General features: G+C 45.1%; 17 protein-coding genes. 6 read left to right on the forward strand and 11 right to left on the reverse strand.

Translation table 11 applies throughout. The annotated features are described in order from the left end of the window. Positions 1–190: 190 nt before the first annotated feature. From AAEO50_RS14685 to motA, 6 genes are all read right to left on the reverse strand, one after another. Positions 191–2632: a PAS domain S-box protein gene (locus AAEO50_RS14685; RefSeq protein ID WP_341985043.1), complete on the reverse strand. Its 2442-nt coding sequence runs from the start codon at positions 2630–2632 to the stop codon at positions 191–193. Between the two features lie 160 nt (positions 2633–2792). Beyond that, positions 2793–3719, reverse strand: a complete 927-nt coding sequence (locus tag AAEO50_RS14690; RefSeq protein WP_341985076.1) for a pseudouridine-5'-phosphate glycosidase — start codon at positions 3717–3719, stop codon at positions 2793–2795. A gap of 25 nt (positions 3720–3744) precedes the next feature. Next, positions 3745–4839, reverse strand: a complete 1095-nt coding sequence (locus AAEO50_RS14695) for a carbohydrate kinase (protein WP_341985044.1) — start codon at positions 4837–4839, stop codon at positions 3745–3747. A 552-nt stretch (positions 4840–5391) separates the two neighbouring features. Next, positions 5392–6786, reverse strand: a complete 1395-nt coding sequence (locus AAEO50_RS14700) for a sodium:alanine symporter family protein (protein WP_341985045.1) — start codon at positions 6784–6786, stop codon at positions 5392–5394. 282 nt (positions 6787–7068) lie between these two features. Beyond that, complete coding sequence (gene motB / locus AAEO50_RS14705) at positions 7069–7854, reverse strand: flagellar motor protein MotB (protein WP_341985046.1); 786 nt, start codon at positions 7852–7854, stop codon at positions 7069–7071. Then, on the reverse strand, positions 7841–8632 hold the full coding sequence (motA, locus tag AAEO50_RS14710; RefSeq protein WP_341985047.1) for a flagellar motor stator protein MotA: 792 nt from the start codon (positions 8630–8632) through the stop codon (positions 7841–7843). Before motA ends, motB begins: the two co-directional genes overlap by 14 nt. Before the next feature lie 262 nt (positions 8633–8894). On the opposite strand from motA, the gene AAEO50_RS14715 reads away from it, so the two are divergent. Together AAEO50_RS14715 and AAEO50_RS14720 are read left to right on the forward strand one after the other, a co-directional pair. After that, a complete protein-coding gene (locus tag AAEO50_RS14715) occupies positions 8895–10376 on the forward strand; it encodes a methyl-accepting chemotaxis protein (protein ID WP_341985048.1) in 1482 nt (493 codons plus the stop codon). A gap of 134 nt (positions 10377–10510) precedes the next feature. Then, positions 10511–10702, forward strand: a complete 192-nt coding sequence (locus tag AAEO50_RS14720; RefSeq protein ID WP_341985049.1) for a histidine kinase — start codon at positions 10511–10513, stop codon at positions 10700–10702. A 45-nt stretch (positions 10703–10747) separates the two neighbouring features. Here the strand turns inward: AAEO50_RS14720 and AAEO50_RS14725 are convergent, their stop codons facing one another. Further along, a complete protein-coding gene (locus tag AAEO50_RS14725; protein ID WP_341985050.1) occupies positions 10748–11122 on the reverse strand; it encodes a DnaJ family domain-containing protein in 375 nt (124 codons plus the stop codon). Positions 11123–11527: 405 nt separating this feature from the next. Between AAEO50_RS14725 and AAEO50_RS14730 the strand changes: the two genes are divergently transcribed. After that, positions 11528–11695, forward strand: coding sequence for a hypothetical protein (locus AAEO50_RS14730; RefSeq protein ID WP_224876741.1), 168 nt, complete (start codon positions 11528–11530; stop codon positions 11693–11695). Positions 11696–11749: 54 nt separating this feature from the next. Here the strand turns inward: AAEO50_RS14730 and hmpA are convergent, their stop codons facing one another. After that, positions 11750–12979, reverse strand: a complete 1230-nt coding sequence (hmpA, locus tag AAEO50_RS14735) for an NO-inducible flavohemoprotein (protein WP_341985051.1) — start codon at positions 12977–12979, stop codon at positions 11750–11752. Positions 12980–13154: 175 nt separating this feature from the next. On the opposite strand from hmpA, the gene AAEO50_RS14740 reads away from it, so the two are divergent. Then, entirely contained in the window at positions 13155–13607 is a 453-nt protein-coding gene (locus AAEO50_RS14740) for an Rrf2 family transcriptional regulator (RefSeq protein ID WP_341985052.1), read from the forward strand. A 132-nt stretch (positions 13608–13739) separates the two neighbouring features. Here the strand turns inward: AAEO50_RS14740 and AAEO50_RS14745 are convergent, their stop codons facing one another. Beyond that, a complete protein-coding gene (locus tag AAEO50_RS14745; protein ID WP_341985077.1) occupies positions 13740–14105 on the reverse strand; it encodes a hypothetical protein in 366 nt (121 codons plus the stop codon). A 253-nt stretch (positions 14106–14358) separates the two neighbouring features. Here AAEO50_RS14745 and AAEO50_RS14750 point away from each other — a divergent pair, with 253 nt between their 5' ends. Further along, complete coding sequence (locus tag AAEO50_RS14750; protein WP_341985053.1) at positions 14359–15591, forward strand: aminopeptidase; 1233 nt, start codon at positions 14359–14361, stop codon at positions 15589–15591. Between the two features lie 373 nt (positions 15592–15964). Here the strand turns inward: AAEO50_RS14750 and AAEO50_RS14755 are convergent, their stop codons facing one another. Continuing rightward, positions 15965–16540, reverse strand: a complete 576-nt coding sequence (locus AAEO50_RS14755) for a DUF6944 family repetitive protein (protein WP_341985054.1) — start codon at positions 16538–16540, stop codon at positions 15965–15967. Between the two features lie 178 nt (positions 16541–16718). On the opposite strand from AAEO50_RS14755, the gene AAEO50_RS14760 reads away from it, so the two are divergent. Continuing rightward, the gene (locus AAEO50_RS14760) at positions 16719–18008 is read left to right on the forward strand and encodes an MFS transporter (protein WP_341985055.1); all 1290 of its coding nucleotides are present in this window, start codon (positions 16719–16721) and stop codon (positions 18006–18008) included. Between the two features lie 56 nt (positions 18009–18064). On the opposite strand, the gene AAEO50_RS14765 is transcribed toward AAEO50_RS14760, so the two are convergent. Then, positions 18065–19675, reverse strand: a complete 1611-nt coding sequence (locus AAEO50_RS14765; protein ID WP_341985056.1) for a hypothetical protein — start codon at positions 19673–19675, stop codon at positions 18065–18067. Between the last annotated feature and the right edge of the window lie 24 nt (positions 19676–19699).

Genomic DNA, 19699 nt, shown 5'->3' on the forward strand with positions numbered 1-19699 from the left:
TAAATTTGTAGAAGCATCTATTTCCCGGAAAATAAACGTTCCAAATCCGGTCAACGCATTATTTGTCATTGCAATCCGGCGATAATCGTCATTTTCGTTGGGAAATGTGTCGTATCAACCCCATATTCTTTTCCACAAAAAAAGCTTCAAAACAGGTGATCCCCTACTGTTTTGAAGCTTTTGCTATTTATTATTCTTTTCCTGTAATCGGCAGCAGGATGTTGACTGTCGTACCTTCGTTCACGTTGCTTTGGATCGAGATGGACCCGTTATGCTCCTTGATGATTTTTTGGCAGATCATCAATCCCAAGCCTGTCCCTTTTTCCTTCGTGCTGTAAAAAGGTTCCCCCAGGTGCTTCATTCGCTCAGGCGGGATTCCAGCTCCGTTATCCTGGATGGATATCTTGGCGTAGTCGTTTTCCTTTTCCAGCTGTACATTCAGAAGTCCGCCATTCGGCAAAGCTTCCAGCGCATTTTTCATGACATTGAGCACAACCTGCTTGATTTGATGGGAGTCACAATGAATTTCCGCTTCTTCCACCGAAAAGCGGACATCCACTCCCTGCTTCAGACACTCCATCTTGATGAACTCGACTGAGCTGGTCAGGAGACCGGTCAGTGACGTCGAAGAAAATTGGACTGCACGCGGCTTTGCTAATGCCAGGAATTCATTCGTGATGATTTCGATCCGATCGAGTTCCCCCTGAATGACCTTCAAATGGAAATCATCTTCTGTGCTTTCCTTCATCAGCTGCAGAAAGCCTTTGATGGTCGTCAGCGGATTGCGGATTTCGTGCGCCACCCCGGCTGCCAGCTGGCCGATCATTGCAAGCTGTTCGGATTTTTTCAGCAAATCTTCATTTCGTTTCTTTTCTGATAAGTCGCGAATGATCGCTGAAATTCCGATTAGTTCACCTGAATCTTTCAAGATCGGATTGAGATTAAAAGCAATTTCAACTGGTGAGCCGTCCTTCCTGTAACGGACGGTTTCAAAGTCTTTAATCCGCTTGCCTGCTTTGACCGTTCTTAAATTCTGTTTGAATTGTGAAACTTGTTCTTCCTGATGAAGGATCGTAATTCCCCTTCCAATGATTTCATGCTCTTTCCATCCGAACATCGATTCGAAATGCTGGTTAACTTTCAGGATATTCCCTGCAGGATCCAGAAGGGCAATTCCGTCTCCGGCATGTTCAAAGTAGGCTTCAAGAAGCTCTTTTGCCTCTTTCAATTCATCTTCCATCTTGATCCTCGCCGTAATATCCTGACCGATTCCATAAATACCTATGACTTTGTCATTTACACGAATCGGTATATTTGTCACACTGACATGACTTTTCCCGCCCTCCTTGTTCACGAATGTACTCATATATCTCGTGGCTTGACCCTGAAGAGCGGCTTCAAAGTGATAAATCGTTTCTTTTTTCTTGTCATCAGCGATGAATTCACTATAATGTTTTCCGGTCATATTGTATGAATGGAATAACCATTGATCCTCGGCAGCCGGGTTCACTTCCTGGATGACGCCATTAGTGTCAAGCATGTAGATATTGTCCGGACTGTACTGCACGATCGACCGGTATTTTTCCTGAGTTTCGATCAATTCCCTCTGGATATCTTTTATCATCGAGATATCAGAAATGGAACAGATGATCTTTGAAACTTTCCCATTTTTCAGGACAGGGACGATCGAGGCGATATATTCCAATCCCCTGTATTTATCTTCATAGGTCAGTTCCTCTCCTGTTTCCCATATTCTTTTTAATTTCGGCTGAATTTTCCCAAGGTGATAAAAGTCGAACACTTCCTGAATCGTCTTGCCGATCACGTTAGAAGGCGAAATATCCAGTTTATTAAGAAGATCGCCTGCAGCCATCTCTATCACGAAATCATCTTTCTCTTTCTTGATTTTATAAGTAATCGTTTTTTGAAGCCTCAATGTACTCTCAAGCTCCACTTTTAAAGAGATCAGCTCGTTTTCGTGCTTCTTTTTCTCCGTGATATCATGAAGGATGATGCCTACATGATCAACTTTCCCACGCTGATTGTAATCAGCAGGTGAAATGGTGATATGACAGGTGCATTTGCGTTTGTCGCCGATTGTAAATGTGACTTCCTCACTCTGCGTGTTCTTCCCTTCAATGCCCTGCATCACAAGATTCACAAACTCAGGATTTTGGAAGGTCGTCAGATTGCAGAGAGATTTTCCAAGGATATCATCGGTAAGCTGAAATAGCCTCTTGAAGGAATCATTCATTTCAGTGATCACGCCGTTTTTATCTATTACACATACACATGTTGGCGTGTTCCGTATAAGTGATTGGTGAATTTCAGAAATTGTGTGTTGATGGTCTTCATTGTTCCTTACGCTCTTTTTTTCTTCTCCGGGAAGAATCATTAATAAATCGATACCGTTCTCTACGGATCTGCGCTTTACCGTATACGAACGATTGCCAGAAACAAAGTGAGTCTCCTCTGTATCTAACAGTCTCTTACTATTGAAGCAGTCATTTTGGGAGAGTTCTTCCCATTCAGGATTTGCTTCTATAATCGCAGAGCTATCGGTGCTCCATAACGCAGCGGGGACAGGAATTGAATGAACACTTATCGCATCCACAGGTCTAATGTCAGCCATAGTACCTTCCTTTTCGTAACATGATTTATTACCATTCTACCCTACCTTTATGATCATATAAATGCTTGTCTTTATACTAAAATGGGAATCTGCTCCATAAGCCTGGGAATGGGTTAAATAAAATAAACCCGAGCACATAAAGCCCAGGTTTATTTTTCTGTTACACATGTGCTGTTTTCATAGTTTCATATTTCACCGCAAGTTCCGCCCCCACCCGTGCGTTATTCTTCACTAAAGCGATGTTGGCCACAAGGCTTTTTCCGCCGGTTAGCTCTTTCACTCTCCCCAATAGGAACGGAGTGGCTTCCTTGCCGGTTATGTTTCTTTTCTCAGCCTCCTGCAGGGCCGTTTCTATGATGCTGTTCATCTCGTTTTCATCCATCGCATCTTCTTCCGGAATTGGATTGGCTACGACCACGCCCCCGCTTAAACCTAAATTCCACTTGGAACGCAACAGGGAAGCCAGTTCTTCACAGGAATCCATTTGGTAGTTTACATTGTAGGGACTGCTTCTTGTATAAAAAGCAGGGAGGGATTCCGTTTGATAGCCAAGTACGGGTACTCCCTTGGTTTCAAGGTATTCAAGTGTGAGGCCGATGTCGAGAATCGATTTTGCACCTGCACAGACGACTGCAACATTTGTGCGGGCAAGTTCCTCAAGGTCGGCCGATATATCCATCGTCTCCTCTGCACCGCGATGAACCCCGCCGATGCCGCCTGTCACGAACACGGCAATATCTGCAAGCTCCGCGAGAATCATCGTTGCCGCTACGGTGGTGGCACCGTCTTTCCCTGCAGACAAGATGTATGGAATGTCACGACGGCTTGCTTTTATCACTTCTGTGGCCTGCCCTAAGTATTCCAGCTCTTCATGAGATAGGCCGATCTTAATTTGCCCATTTAGAATTGCAATCGTCGCCGGAACCGCTCCCCCGGCACGGATAATATCCTCCACTTCACGTGCTGTCTGTACGTTTTGCGGATAGGGCATGCCGTGTGAAATAATCGTGGACTCGAGCGCTACGATCGCTTTTCCGTTCCTCTTTCCTTGCATCACTTCGTCTGAGTATTCAATATAAGGCTTTATATTCATCTTTTTCCTCCTGGTTCCCTTAATAGTACTGACTGAATTGCTGCTGAAGCTTACCCTTCGTAAGGGAAGGGCTGACTGTATGGACGGACTGCAGCGTCAATGATGAACACGTGATCCCGATCCTGCACGCCCCGTCTGTATCGGATCCTTTGATGTATCCGTAAATAATTCCGGCAACCAGCGCATCCCCCGCGCCGGTTACGTCAACGACCTTCACTTCAGGCGGCAGGATGGCACTGGCTTCTTTGTATACCGTGTAATAAATCAGCCCCTGATCCCCTCTTGTAATAACGACTCTTTCCGCTCCCTTTTGGGTGATCATCTTTGCCGCTTTGAAAAAATCACCCTCCGATTCTATCGTCATATCCAGGTAAGCCTCTGCTTCCCCCTTATTACAAATGAACCAGGTGACTCCTTCCAGTGAGGATGGCAGCTTCTTTATTTTCGGAGCGGATACAGGTACGATCGTTAGTGGAATTTCTTCTGACTGGCATCGCCGGATAATGTAGTGCAATACCTCGTCCGGGAAATTGGTATCAAGAATCACCATTTCCGAGGAAGCAATCGCCCCCCACTTCTTTTCGATGAACCCGATGTCAACGCTTTCATAAAGATCCATGTCAGCAAGCGCAAACATCATCTCCCCCCGCTGGTTCAAGATGGCGGAATACGTACCTGTCGTTTCTTTATATAACCCAATGGACGAGGATACATCCACATGGTTCTTCGTCTGATTTAACAGCCAGCTGCCCTCGGTGTCATCCCCGACCACCGTAACCAGACAGGATTGAAGCCCCAGACGACCCAGATTCTCTGAAATATTCCTGGCCACTCCGCCGCTGGCCTGACTTGATTGTGCGGGATTGGACGTTTCCGGAATCAACTCGGCGTGAAGCTGAAGCTTGCGGTCAATATTCGCACCTCCTATGCAGGTGACGCCCTTTTTTCCCGGAAGCATATACGCCCTTCCGAGAATCCTGCCTTCCTTTATCAGATTCGATATGTACCCCGCAACAGCCGACCGCGATAACCCGCTTTTCTCAGACAACTCCTGCTGACTCATAAATGGATTTCTTTCGATTAACGACAACAAGAGCTTCTCCTTGTCATTCACTCTCTTCCACCCCTATGTAAAAATATGACTTTTGTTAATATTCTAAACTTTTGTTTTATTTCAAGCAAGAGAAATGACGACGGCAATAAATGAGGCTGGGACAAAAATTATAAACCCCAACCAATAGACGAACAAGTTCAGTGTAGGCTCTTATTACCGCTAATGATTTCCGTGCAAGACTCCGCTTTCCGCGGGTAGCCCGTGAGCCTCCTCGTCACTTTGTTCCTGCGGGTGGGAAAAGCGGAGGGGCTTTGCTCAGAGGCGGGTGGCATAAGGCGAATCGGCCACGAAGGCGTTCTTTGCCTTCTTGAACGAGTTGACTTATGACATGTGCCTCTAAGCCCCGCAGCTAGACAGGTCTCACATTAGTCGCTTTTCCCGCAGGAGTCTTCGTCTTCCACTCCAATCAACCGCTGGAACAAGTTAAAAACTAAGCGCACAATTGAACAAATCCGAAAAAAACCCGACCTAATTTGAATCCTAGAATTCAATTAGGTCGGGTTTTACTTAGACTAAAACACTTTAGTCCCAGTCTCATCTTTTCCGATTAACTTATTGTTTTGTTTTCTTGACCTTCCCGATATCCTTTAGATAATACTGATCAGACGTAAAGAATTCTTTCGTCAATCTCCTTACTTCTTTACTTAAGAGCAGGACGGCGATGATATTCGGGATTAATATGGCGGCAAGAGCCAGGTCAAGGAACTGCCAGATTGTCTTGGCGGCACCAACGGCCCCAAGAACGATGGCCGCAACGTAGACGACCTTTATGCCTTGAGCCGCTTTCCATCCAAATAAAAATTCCGCTTGCTTCGCTCCGTAAAAAACAATCACGATGATTGTAGAGAGAACAAAGAAGATCAAGGATACTGTAACAAGAATGCCTCCGAAGGATCCAAAATAGTGACTGAAAGCTTCAGTCGTCAACGCAGAAGGATCATCCAATGCATCCTCTGCCGTCCATACACCTGAAGAGATCACGACAAATGCCGTCGCCGTACAAACAATCAGCGTATCAATCACAATTCCAATAATCGCCCACAACCCTTGTCTGACGGGGTGATCCGTCTGGGCGGCAGCATGGGCGATCGGTGCCGTCCCAAGTCCTGCTTCATTCGAATACAATCCGCGTGCGAAGCCCCAGCGGATCGTTTCGGCAATCGCAGCCCCGGCAAATCCGCCCATTGCGGACATCGGCTGGAATGCGTTTCCTAAAATAAGGCTGAAGAACTCGGGAATCGCACCAAGGTTCATAAACATGATGACAAGTGCTCCTCCAACATAGATCAAAGCCATGAACGGGACAAATATCTCAGTTACCTTCCCGATCCGTTTGATCCCTCCGAACACGATGAGTACTACGATAAAGGCCATGATCAAACCAGTTACCAGCCCGTTCACATTAAACGTTTCCTCCACCGTCGCTGCAACCGAATTCCCCTGTACCATGACACTCGGAATCAACTCAATCATAAGGGCGAATGCAAACCAAACGCCGAGCCATTTCATATTCAGCCCGTTTCGCATGTAATACATCGGACCCCCGACGAATTCACCTTTTTCATTTTTCTCCCGATAACGCACGGCCAGCACACTCTCAGAAAATTTCAGCGCCATTCCGATAAGTGCGATGAACCACATCCAGAATACCGCACCAGGTCCGCCAAACATGATCGCTGCCGGAACTCCGACGATATTCGCCGCCCCTATCGTAGAGGAAAGAGCAGACGTTAACGCCTGTAGCGGCGTGACCGTCCCTTCTCCTTTAGGCTTCTTTTTACTGAATACTGTACCAACAGTCTGCTTAAATATGTATAGAGGATAGCGGAACTGTATGAATTTTAGCAGGAACGTCAAATACAACCCTGTACCTGCAAGGACAATGATTAAAGGCGGTCCCCATAACCATGCCGATATCTTTCCTATGATGTCAAAAAAACTCTCCAATGAAACTCCTCCTCAGGTGAAGTAGATTCAGTGTCTAAACCCCAGACCAATTTTCCTTCAGACTATTATGTATGTACAAGGACAAAGGACAAACTTATGTGAACGTTCATTCTGCCTTCGCGATTCTGAATGTTTAGACACTGATTCCACTATTTGTTATCTTTTCTTTCCCCTAAAATAAATCGGACGAAACATAAAATTCAGAATTTATTGAGACAAAATAAAAAGACCCGGAACTGCAGTCCATGCAGTTCCGGGTCCAATACCATCCTCCAGTAACTTCTACTCCGTCACCCGCGGCAAAATCAACACTTCCACTCTCCGGTTCAATGCGCGTCCATCGGCGGTGGTATTGTCCCCCACTGGTTCAAACTCACCGAATCCCTTTGCGCTGAACCATTGCGGATTCAAATCTTTGTTTTGCAGAATGAGTTTCATGAAGTTAACGGCACGCATCACACTCAGCTCCCAGTTCGAATCAAACTCAGCGTTACGGATCGGCACGTTATCGGTATGCCCTGAAATGATAATGTTTCTTGGCGGGTTCATTTCCAATAACTCCGACAATTCACGTGCAACGTCAACGTCATTGCGGTTCACATTTGCCGATCCGGAGTCAAAAAGCACATTGTCCCGGATGGTCAGGAGCAGGCCTTCATCTGTCAGCTTTGTCACAAACTGAACCTCGAGATTATTCGTCTTGATGTATTCATTGACTTTCTTCTGGATTTCTTTTAATTCTTCCTGATCTTTCAGAAATGCCTGGCGTTCGACTTCTTCTTCCTCAAGCTCAGCCCTTTCATCTTTCTTCTCTGCCCCGCTGGAATTCATTTCACCATCATTCGGCTGCTGGGGCTGCACGGGACTGGGGTTTTCCATGATCCCCGTGCCGCCTGTAAAGACTTCGTTAAAAGCCTGCGACAGCTCCTTGAATTTCTGTGCATCCACCGAGCTTGCAGCATACAGTACTATAAAGAGCGCCAGCAATAGAGTTAAGAGATCCGCATAGGGAATCAGCCATGATTCATCCATATGTTCATCGTCGTGTTTCTTTTTACGCCGTCTCATTTGCTTCCCCCTTCAACAGCAGCAGCCGCTCACTTGCCGGTAAATAAGAGGCAAGTTTCTGCTCGATGACCCTTGGGCTTTCCCCTTCTATAATGGAGAGAATTCCTTCTACCATCATCATTTTCAACTGCACTTCACGCTTGGATTTACGCTTCAGCTTGTTGGCAAAAGGATGCCATAATACATAACCGGTGAATATTCCGAGCAGTGTTGCAATAAAGGCCGCCGCAATGGCATGACCCATTTCCTCGGTATTCTCCATATTGCCAAGTGCTGCGATCAATCCGATTACGGCACCAAGCACCCCAAGCGTCGGGGCATAGGTTCCTGCCTGCGAAAAGATCGACGCTCCTGCACTGTGCCGCTCCTCCATTGCATCGATTTCTTCATGAAGGACGTCACGTATGTAATCGGCACTTTGTCCATCGACAGCGAGTGAAAGCCCGTCTTTCAAGAACTGATCTTCTACTTCCTGAGATTTTGATTCGAGTGCAAGAAGTCCTTCCTTGCGTGCAATATCTGCAATTTCTGAGAAGTATTCAATAACTTCTTTTGGATCCTGAACCTGTTGTTCTTTAAAGAGCATCCCGAATAATTTCGGGACTTTTTTAATTTCATGTGTCGGAAATGCGATGGTAACGGCTGCGGCCGTTCCAAGCAAAATGATTAAAATGGCTGCGGGATTAAACAGGGCAACCGGGCTTACACCTTTGAAAAACATCCCTGCACCAACTGCGATTATCCCTAGAATGACTCCAATTACTGACGTTTTATCCATCGTTTTGCTCCACCTTACTCTTTGTAGTAGTCTACTTCTACTATCGGACAAATCATTCATTTATTTAACTTTTTTAAAAGGCCCGTCCCATCCGAGGTAAAGCAGAGAGGGACGGGCTTTTAACGCTTTATTGGAGTGAGGTGTGGAACGGGCCTTGTCTTGCCGAGAAAATATTTCCATATATAGTATAAAAGTTGTATTTCCCAAACCGATATATATAGGAAAGGGGATTATATTTTTCATATTAAAGGAGAGAAATCACGTGACACCTGAGCAAATGAAAATTACCGATACAAAACGCAAGAATATTTTATTACTGATCACGTATTCAGTAAGCCTGCTTTCAGGTCTGATTTTTTCAATCATGAATCAATCAGGCATCATTCCCACTACGGTCTTCGCCTCACAGCTAATCCTGCTTGTGGTCTATTTCATCGTTCTGCAACTGATGATGAAAAAACCTCAGCTGTATGTTTATTTCAGTATTCCGACGATTTATGTCATTATGCTGCTTTGGCTGCTGACGGATGGGGCGAACGCCAAAAACATGGTGATTTTGACGCTTATGGCAGTCCTGTCTGCCATTCATTTTCAAACGGTCATATTCGTGATCGGCTACGTATCCGGGCTCATCATCCTGGTGCTGAACAAAGTCTTCGCATCTGGTGAGGATGGATTGTTCAACGAGCTGTTCCTCCCTGCTTTGCTTACCTATCTGCTGGTAGGGATCGTGCTTGGAGTCGTCATTCATTTAAACAAAAAACAGTCCGTTCAGATTCAGGAGTTCCTGCAAAGAACTGAAGAAGAAGGCAGGAAAAAAGACGAACAGCGTGCACTTTTCGCAAAAGAATTGACGACCATATCGACGAGCATCAAGCAAATCAATGATCAAATTCAAATCCACTTGGTCTCTCAGAATGAAATGAGAACGGCCGTGAATGAAATTTCCGCCGGCAGCCAGACACAAAGCGATCAGATCAACAATATCGCTTCCGTTGCCGCCATGACCATGACCAAAATGGAGGATGTCACTCACCTCTCCAATGATTTGTCCCTTCATTCTGATGATGCCAACCGTCTGGCCGTCTCAGGAAACGAACGCGTCACCTATCTTCACGACAACATGACGGAACTAAAAAACATTATCGAAGGATTGAGCAGCACCTTCAAGGAATTAACCAAGAAAATCGAAGAAACAAACACATTCATCGGAAGCATCCAGGATATCACCGATCAAACGAACCTGCTCGCTCTGAATGCATCGATCGAAGCGGCACGTGCAGGAGAGGCTGGAAGAGGTTTTTCAATCGTGGCCGATGAGATCCGTAAGCTTGCCGAAATCACCAGGAACACAGCAACGCGAATCAATGATAATCTTTCTTCCGTGAACGAGGTGAACTCTACTGCACTAGAGATTATGGATCTTAGTTCAACGAAGCTCCATGAAAATATGTCGGCAACCGATGAAGTGACAGAATACTTCACGACTCTCCGTGAAAAACTTGATGCCATTTCTCAAGAATTCAAACGTTTATCGTCAACCGCATCTTCTGTAAAAGGGCAAACCGGTGAAGTAGAACTCTCCACCAAAGAGCTGGCAGCAGTGATTGAACAGTCGAGTGCAGGACTCGAAGAAATCAGTGCGACAATCGAAACACTGAATGAGGATAACGAAACAATCGCCCGCTACATCCACGATACCGCTGAAAGCGCCGAACGGATCGAACACAGCATCAACCATTAATGTGTCACAGGGACAGTCCATCTGCCAGCGGACTGTCCTTTTGTTTCCTATAGAACGTTTGTCATCGGATTGTAGATATTTTTGCAAGCATAATGTGATAAACTGAAAGCAGCAGAACTAAAGGATGTGGCGTTTTGAAGAAAAGATTCATCATCACGATTCCGATTATGCTCGTCGTCTTCCTGGTTGGAAACTCGTATCTGGGCAAAGCCTACACAGAGGTCCCTGAAGGTACCAGGATGTTGATTGTACTCGGCGGCACATTATTATCCGGAATCATCTCTTTCTTCCTTTTCAAACCGGATGGGGAGCAAGGGGAGAATTAAACAGACATAACGAAACCCCCGCTCAAAATAAAGCGGGGGTTTTTTTCATAGCAGCTTTCCCTCAATTTTCTGCTCATAATTTTTAAAGACAGAACTGTTGGTCTTCACCCTTTTCTTCGACAGCATCGAGTTGTATCTCACCATTTTTTCATTGAGGCTGCGCTGAAGCTCTTCCTTTTCCGAATCATCTTCACAGGCCCGGATCAGGTCCTCGATCCTCATCATTTCTTTCTTGATATCCATTTCCTCTGTTGAATAGCCCGCATTCTTCATGATCCGGTGGGCCATCCGGAGAGCAGGCGGTATTGATAAGTCATCGTCCAGATTCTGCGGTTTTCCGCAGCCCGGAAGATTATCAAACTCTCCGTCCTCTTGAGCCTTTTTGATTCTTTGTTCAGAAATAATCATTGAAAAATCCATGAAACCCCTCCTGTAAGAAATGCGTAAGCGCCTTGTTCAGCCCCGACAAGTGTTGGAGGTCCGACCGGTGAAGGCGTTTTTTGACTTCAGTGGGCGGACTGAAACGTCTCGAGGGGCTAGGCGCTGGAGCTGGCCATTTCTCAAATTAAAGTTATACTTCCTATAATAGAAAGAATCCAATGGGTCTAGCTGAATATTCAGAGATGTGTGGTTGACCACTTGTTACTAACAGTTTATACGAAAAGCTGTTTTTGATCGGTATAATTTTTGACGAAAAAACAACAACCGGTGACTGAGCGTTCAGTCTGCACCCATCGCCACTCTTTACCAGTATTCCGCCCCTACATATTTTCACCCCTCATGGAAAAACTACGGTTATGACACATTGAAAGGAGTGTTTTTTATATGGCACGCGGAAAATCATTTGAAGCGAAGAAAAAAGGACATCCCGGCAATTTCCCTCAAAACAGCACAACAGAACGCCACACAGAAAAACCCCCTGGTGACGAAGAACTGATTGTCACTCAGGAGGCTTTCAAAAATAGAGTCGATCATGACGAGCATCGTTTTTAATAGGAAACAAGCATCGGGGAACATTCCCGATGCTTGTTTTTAGTTGAACGCGTGTTAGCTTCTGACCTTCTCTTTCTCATCGACAGAAGATAAATCCATTGCCGGCCCGAAGAATTCAAAGTTAATCTTGTCTTCTGGAAGACCGATTTCTTTTAGCGTCATGATCACGGCTTTCATGAACGGTGCAGGTCCGCATACATAGCATTCCGTGTCACTGTCAACATAAGTGGAAAGGATCTCTTTGGTCACATAGCCTGAGAAGTGGCAGCTTGACACATTTTCTGGTTTTTCTAAGATATAGCAAGCTGATCCATTTTCAAGTCCGTCCATTATATCATCAATGTCACTTCTGAAAGCTTGAACCCCTTCATTTTTGCTTGCATGGATGAACGCAGCCGGACGCTTCGGAGTGGCTGCAGCAATTGTTTCAAGCATGCTCATCATCGGAGTGATCCCCACACCTCCAGAGATCAACGCAACCTTGCCTTCCGTGTTTTCCTCGTTCAAGTAGAAATCACCTGCCGGCGCGCTCACCTCGATGGCGCTTCCTTCCTCAACTTCATCGTGCAAGAACGTTGACACAATTCCATTCGGGTCAAATTCCGCTTCTTTCTTAACAGAGATGCGGAAATATTCTTCATTATAAGCGCTCGATAAGCTGTATTGGCGAATGTGAGTGTTTTTCTGTCCTGGGATCGTCACACGCACTGAAATGTACTGGCCAGGGTTGAAGTTTGGCACTTCCCCTCCATCCTGAGGTTTGAGGTAGAAAGAAGTGATGACGTCGCTTTCCTTCACTTTCTTTGCCACCACAAATGGTTTGAAGTCCCTGAAGCCCGCTTCCTTTTGCTCCGCTTCGACATACATTTGCTCTTCCACATCAATGAAGACCCCTGCGATGACGCCGTATGCATCCGCCCAAGCTTCGATGATTTCATCCGTAGCAGCGTCGCCGAGTACTTCTTTAATCGCGCCAAGTAAGTGCTCTCCTACGATTGGATAATGCTCTGGTTTGATCCCCAAACTTCTGTGCTTGTGGGCGATTTGCTTCACTGTCGGCAATAAGGCTTCAAGCTTATCGATATTCTGGGCAGCTGCATAAACCGTGTTGGCCAATGCCGTTTGCTGTCTTCCTTTTTTCTGATTTACATGGTTAAAGATATTTAATAATTCCGGATGTGCTGAAAACATATTTTTATAAAAAACAGATGTAATTTCTGTTCCTTTCACTTCTAGAACCGGTGCAGTGGATTTCACGATATCAATTGTTTTTTGAGATAGCATTAGTGATTCACCTCTAAAGATATATTTTTAATACATCTTTAACTTACACCCTCCGCTCATTTAAAGCAATATTTAAAATACATCTTTAACAGATTAGACACATTTGGCTCATTATTTAGACACAAACGGTTCGGATTAGTATAATAGGATCATGTGAAGAAAAGGGTGAATCTATATGAAATTGACATTATACACTGACTATTCCCTGAGAGTCCTGATTTACCTGGCATCCAAGCCCAAAGAAGAACTCTCTACTATAAAAGAAATTGCAGATTCCTACCAAATCTCCAAAAACCACCTGATGAAGGTCACTTATGAGCTGGGTAAAATGGGAATGATCGAAACCATCCGGGGCAGATACGGCGGGATTAAACTCGCCAAGGATCCTGCTGATATCAACATCGGCAAGGTCGTACGGACCACCGAAGAGGATTTCGAACTAGTCGAATGCTTCAGCAAAGACAACAGCTGCGTCATCACACCCGTCTGCGGACTGAAACACGCACTTGCCAAAGCATTAAACGCCTATCTCTCAGTCCTCGACGGCTACACACTCGCCGACCTTGTTACCAACCCGATGGAATACCGGATGCTCTTTCAGGAACAGCAGCATGCCGAAGATCATTAATCCTCCCCCCTGTTTTATGGCAGGGGGGCTTTGTTTTGATAATCGTGTTGGAGAAGCAATTGTATCTGTTACTTTTCCCTCCTGCCCAAAATAAAAAAAGCCTGTCTCCTCAATAGAAAACAGACTCTCCCCTTACTTTTTGCTCTCAGCATATTTGAACGTCATGAACATGAATAGGAAAAAGCTGAGCAGCAGCGTACTTCCTCCCACAATATAAAATACCATCGTGAAGGTACCGGGAAGGTTGAACGGATTCAAGTTGTATAGCCACATCCCGGACGTCAAACCGAACGTCCCGATGATGGCCGTCCACACATGAAATGCAGCAAGTTTGGAAGCTTTCGGAACTTCATACGAACGATAATAAGATGAAAAAGCAAACAAACTTAACCAGCCGACAACCAAAATGTGCGCGTGAATGGGTTTAAAAGCGAACGATCCGGCTCCAGCCATATGAGACCCGAGAAACGCGCCGATAAACGCATAAACAGCCGACATTCTTAAAAGCAGTACATTCCAGGCCAAACAGGTATCCCCCTTATATTTAACAAATAGAACCAGGACTTATTATAGCGGGCATGCTCCCAGCTTGTCGACATTTTCAGGCGATTGTAAGAGAACGTTCATAAACGTGCCGCAGCAAAGTCGCGGGCATCGTCAATATATGTCGGTTGAAAACACTTGCAAAGCCTGATAGCACTGATACAATTGTATTGTAATAGAACATTCTGAAAAAAGGAGAATACATATTATGCCTAACTTTCAACAAAATCTAGAAAAGTACGCAAGTCTTGCCGTTCAAGTCGGTGTGAATGTCCAAAAAGGACAGACTTTGGTGATCAATACGTCTATCGATGCTGCTGAATTTGTTCGATTAGTAGTCAAAAAAGCCTATGAAGTCGGCGCGAAACATGTTTACGTAAACTGGAATGACGATGTGGTGAACCGTACAAAATACGACCTTGCACCTGACGAAGCATTCCAGGAGTTCCCGCAGTGGAAAGCACGTGAAGTGGAGGAGCTTGCTGAAGGCGGAGCTGCATTCATGAGCATCGTATCTTCAAGCCCTGACCTTCTGAAAGGCGTTGATCCTGACCGTATTTCCAACTTCCAAAAAGTTGCCGGTAAAGCGATGTCCAAGTACCGTCAGTTCATTCAATCTGACAAAGTCAGCTGGTGTGTCCTTGCCGCTCCTTCGAAAGACTGGGCTGCAAAAGTATTCCCTGATGCTTCTGAAAAAGAGCAAGTGGACTTACTATGGGATGCAATCTTCAAAGCGGTCCGTGCAGACCAGGCGGATCCTGTCCAAGCCTGGAAAGACCACGATGCCACGCTTCATGAAAAAGTAGAATACCTGAACGAAAAGAACTATCAGAAACTTCACTACACTGCACCGGGTACAGACCTTACAATCGAGCTTCCTAAAGGCCACCTGTGGGTTGGCGCAGGAAGTGTCAACGAGCAGGGAGTCGAGTTCATGGCGAACATGCCGACTGAAGAAGTCTTCACTGTTCCTTTGAAAACAGGTGTAAACGGTACAGTATCAAGTACAAAGCCATTGAGTTACGGCGGCAACGTGATCGATAACTTCACGCTTACATTCGAAAACGGTCGTATCGTCGATGTGAAGGCGGAAGAAGGCGAAGAAATCCTGAAGCGTCTTGTCGATACGGACGAAGGCTCCCACTATCTTGGAGAAATCGCCCTTGTCCCTCATAAATCACCGATCTCTCAATCGAACGTCCTTTTCTACAACACGTTGTTTGACGAGAACGCATCAAACCACCTTGCCATAGGGAATGCATATGCATTCTGTATCGAAGGCGGAAAGAAAATGAGCCAGGAAGAGCTTGATGAAAACGGCCTGAACAACAGTATCACCCACGTTGATTTCATGATCGGTTCAGACAAAATGAACATCGATGGAATCAAAGAAGATGGTACGAATGAGCCAGTATTCCGTGACGGCGGCTGGGCGTTTTAATTTTAGATTTTAATATTCTATAAAATCCGGTAAGGTTCCGTTGAGGCAGCCTTTCCGGATTTTTTTGTTTATAAAGAGCTTTGATATGTACTACTTTTGAGTTATTGATGCAATTTGATGTTTTATACATCAGCTGATATGACATTTAATCCGGTTTTGGTGTTATATTCGATGTGTCTAATTTGCTTTTCTATAGGTGTCAGACCCTATTCTATGAGTTTTGTGTTTTATTCTATGAGTTTTACCGATTAATCTATGAGTTCCGTGTATTATTCTATGAGAAACGAACAATATTCTATCAGTTCCCCCTATTATTCTCTCGTTTTTCCATTTAATACCCAATTTTAACCCCAGTTATTAAAATGAAAAACCCTCACTCATAACCCCTATGTTCCTTCGTCAACGCCACCGCAGCAATCGCCGCACCTGCTGCCTGTGCGTAACTGCCAAACGCCGTGATTTGCAGTCCTAGCTCCCTTTCCCCTTTTAAAATATAGGTTTCACCAATGGCTTCCAATGCTGCCCCGAGTGACTGGATGGTATTCCCTGCTGTTAACAGCTTTTTGAATCTCGCATTTCCAGTACTTGCTCCATACGCCTCAAATGCCGCTCCTATCGACTGGACACTATCTCCGATTACATCCAAGTTCAAACCTACTATTTCTTCCCCTGAAAATTGAAGCTCTGCTGCCCGGACGTTTGTCACATTCCCCGCTGCTTGAATCCAGGCTCCAGTTATCCTGAATCGCTCACCGTCCGTTCCGCTTGATGCTTTTTCACCCCCGACGGCCTGAAGTGAATTCCCAGCTGCTTCAAAACCGTTGCCGAGTGAAACCAGCCGAAAACCGGCATGCTCTTCTTTCAACAAAACGGTCTCCCCGATTGCAGCAATCACTGTACCCAGCACCTGAATCCACGCCCCAGTCAGAATCAATAACTCACCCTTCACCTCCCATCATCCTTTCCCAGCTGATATATTACTGTATTCAAAACAAACGGTATCCGCATCTTTTCAAACATCCTTTAAATAATTTGTAAAATCCAGTAAATCCATCTTGTCTATTTCAATTTATCGAGCTATGATATTCTAGTTCATCTATGTTTTTTCAAAAAGGGGGGAGAAATGGATGAGAATTCGTGATTGGGACCGCAATCTGAAGGTTCGTCTGTTTGGGGAAGCAGCGATCAACATCACGTTCTGGATGTTCTTTCCGTTTCTGACGATTTATTTTACAGAAGCGTTCGGTAAACAGACGGCAGGATTATTATTGGTTCTTTCTCAAGTGTTTGCGGTAGGTGCCAACTTGATGGGCGGTTATTGCGCTGACCGGTTTGGCAGGAAGACCATGATGGTGATTTCGGCCTTCGGACAGGGGTTTGCTTTTTTAATTTTCGGCCTGGCAAGCTCGCCATGGCTTGATTCTGCACTTATAGGATTCATATGTTTCAGTTTAGTGGGGGTATTCGGCTCGTTTTACTGGCCAGCAAGTCAGGCGATGGTAGCAGATGTCGTCGATGAAAAAGACCGAAGCCACGTATTTGCTGTGTTTTACACTTCCATCAATATTGCCGTGGTCGTCGGACCGATTTTAGGGGGAATATTCTACGTCCATTACAGATTCCAGCTCCTGCTGGCTGCAGCCATCATTTGTATGGGACTCGCTTTTCTTTTATATAAGATGACGAGGGAAACCGCCCCCTCCGATCACAGCAAACTGCTTGTGACGGAAGGTAAAAAGAAAGCCTGGTACAGTGTACTGAGTGATCAATTTAAGGAATACGGAGTCATTTTCAAGGATAAAACGTTCTTATTATTTATTCTCGCAGGGATCCTGGTCGGACAGACATTCATGCAGCTAGACCTGTTGATTCCGGTGTATATTAAAGATGTCATGGATCAGGCCACCCTTTTCAGTATAGGTGATTGGTCATTGACGCTTGTGAGTGAACAGATCTTCGGGCTGATCCTATCGGAAAACGGATTCTTGGTGGCACTGCTGACAGTGGTCATCACGAGGTGGATCACCAAGTTCCGGGAGAGAAACGTATTCATCCTTTCGTCCGTGATTTATGCCGTTTCGATCCTCATGTTCGGACAGTCAAGCTCCGTTTGGCTCTTCATCGCTGCGATGGCGGTGTTTACATTCGCCGAGCTCATGACGGCGGGGATTCAGCAGAGCTTTGTATCAAAGATCGCACCGGAGCATATGAGAGGGCAGTACTTTGCGGCGGCTAGCCTTCGTTTTACGATTGCAAGAACGATCGCACCGCTGTCGATCACTCTCTCATTGTACGTAGGATATGACTGGACATTTATCATCTTGTCTCTGCTCGCATTGATCAGCGCCGGATTGTTCTATATTATGTTTGAGCGATTTGAAAAGGAAGAAATCGAATTAAAAAAGTCCGTTCAATAGTGACTTCAATATAAAAAAGGAATGATCCGAATTGGATCATTCCTTTTCTTTACTCCTTACAGTCCTAAGTCAAAACCATCCTCAGAAGACTGCTTGGCATTTAGACCAAGATCAGTTGATAGACCAAGGTTGAATTCACGACCTTCATCCTCTTCGTTTTCCCACTCGGTGTAGTTTGCATCTGCATTCACACCAAGATTGGAAAGAAGAGAAGATTCTCGATCTTCATCAGAAGAAAGGAAGTTCAAAGCAGTGTCAGTACCAGCTGAAAGACCGGCATTTCTAACCTCTTCTTCACCATCTTCCATAGATTCAGCCCAAAGCCCCGCATCAACGGTGTTCATTACCATAGCAGCTGACTTGCCATCTTCATCTTCAGTCATGGCACCAAGCATGAAATCATTGCTTGCTTCTGTCGCCAGTTTAGAAGAATCTTCACTGTTTTCTACCATTGTCATAAGGGAAGTATCGTTCATACCTTCTACTTTGGAAGACTCGCCGTTTTCACGGTCCATTGCACCAAGTGTGAAACCATTCATAGATTCAGTACCGGTTGCGGCACTTGAAGAATCATTTTCTTCACTGCTTTCAAGCAGTACCCACCCAGTATTGTCTGTCATAGCATCAGCCATCACTTCACTATCTTCATTGGCAGCTGAAGCATGTAGACCTGAAGCAAGGTTACCGGCAGACTTTGATGAAACAGATTCGTCTTCTTCGTTGACCATTGTTTCATTCTTGATTCCAGCATCCGTCATTGCTCCAACTTCTGCTGACTCGTCTTCACCTTCAACTACTGCGTTCACATCTTGAGAGGCTCCCGCTTCTGTTGAAGTCATAGTAGTATCATTCTCTTCGTCCACTACTGTTTCATTCATTACGCCAGCTTCCGTATCTGCATTTACTTCTGCTGACTCGTCTTCTCCTTCAACTACTGCGTTCACATCTTGGGACGCTCCGGCTTCTGTTGAAGTCATAGTAGTATCATTCTCTTCATCTACTACTGTTTCATTCATTACGCCAGCTTCCGTATCTGCATTCACTTCTGCTGACTCGTCTTCTCCTTCAACAGCTGCGTTCACATCTTGAGAGGCTCCCGCTTCTGTTGAAGTCATAGTAGTATCATTCTCTTCATCTACTACTGTTTCATTCATTACGCCAGCTTCCGTATCTGCATTCACTTCCGCTGATTCGTCTTCTCCTTCGACAACTGCGTTTACATCTTGAGAGGCTCCCGCTTCTGTTGAAGTCATAGTAGTATCATTCTCTTCGTCCACTACTGTTTTATTCATTACGCCAGCTTCCGTATCTGCATTCACTTCCGCTGATTCGTCTTCTCCTTCGACAACTGCGTTTACACCTGAATCAGCTTCTGCACCGCTTTCAGTAGAAACCGTGTCATTTTCTTCATCTACACGTGTTTCATTTATGACATCGGCATCTGCATCAGCGTTGACATCTGAATTTGATTCATCGTCCGATCCGCCAAGGTTCAATCCTTCCAATAGACCATTTTCAGAATCAAGGATATTGATATCTTCCACTAATCCGTTGTCACGTTCCAGTAAAGAATCGTTGTCGGCCGCAAAACTTGTTTGACCTCCGAATGTTAATGCTGCTGCTAAACCACCTGTAAATGATAATGTTCTAAATACGCTTTTTTTCATTTTAGTATTCTCTCCTTTTAAAAG

Source organism: Rossellomorea oryzaecorticis (assembly GCF_038405515.1).
In the GTDB taxonomy this organism is placed as follows: domain Bacteria; phylum Bacillota; class Bacilli; order Bacillales; family Bacillaceae_B; genus Rossellomorea; species Rossellomorea oryzaecorticis_A.

Excerpts from the sequence above, each read along its gene's own strand:
- AAEO50_RS14760 (WP_341985055.1), top strand. The coding sequence starts at position 16,719 with ATGAGAATTCGTGATTGGGACCGCAATCTGAAGGTTCGTCTGTTTGGG.
- AAEO50_RS14725 (WP_341985050.1), bottom strand. The coding sequence starts at position 11,122 with ATGGATTTTTCAATGATTATTTCTGAACAAAGAATCAAAAAGGCTCAA.
- AAEO50_RS14750 (WP_341985053.1), top strand. The coding sequence starts at position 14,359 with ATGCCTAACTTTCAACAAAATCTAGAAAAGTACGCAAGTCTTGCCGTT.
- AAEO50_RS14685 (WP_341985043.1), bottom strand. The coding sequence starts at position 2,632 with ATGGCTGACATTAGACCTGTGGATGCGATAAGTGTTCATTCAATTCCT.
- AAEO50_RS14730 (WP_224876741.1), top strand. The coding sequence starts at position 11,528 with ATGGCACGCGGAAAATCATTTGAAGCGAAGAAAAAAGGACATCCCGGC.
- hmpA (WP_341985051.1), bottom strand. The coding sequence starts at position 12,979 with ATGCTATCTCAAAAAACAATTGATATCGTGAAATCCACTGCACCGGTT.
- AAEO50_RS14745 (WP_341985077.1), bottom strand. The coding sequence starts at position 14,105 with ATGTCGGCTGTTTATGCGTTTATCGGCGCGTTTCTCGGGTCTCATATG.
- motA (WP_341985047.1), bottom strand. The coding sequence starts at position 8,632 with ATGGATAAAACGTCAGTAATTGGAGTCATTCTAGGGATAATCGCAGTT.
- motB (WP_341985046.1), bottom strand. The coding sequence starts at position 7,854 with ATGAGACGGCGTAAAAAGAAACACGACGATGAACATATGGATGAATCA.
- AAEO50_RS14740 (WP_341985052.1), top strand. The coding sequence starts at position 13,155 with ATGAAATTGACATTATACACTGACTATTCCCTGAGAGTCCTGATTTAC.
- AAEO50_RS14765 (WP_341985056.1), bottom strand. The coding sequence starts at position 19,675 with ATGAAAAAAAGCGTATTTAGAACATTATCATTTACAGGTGGTTTAGCA.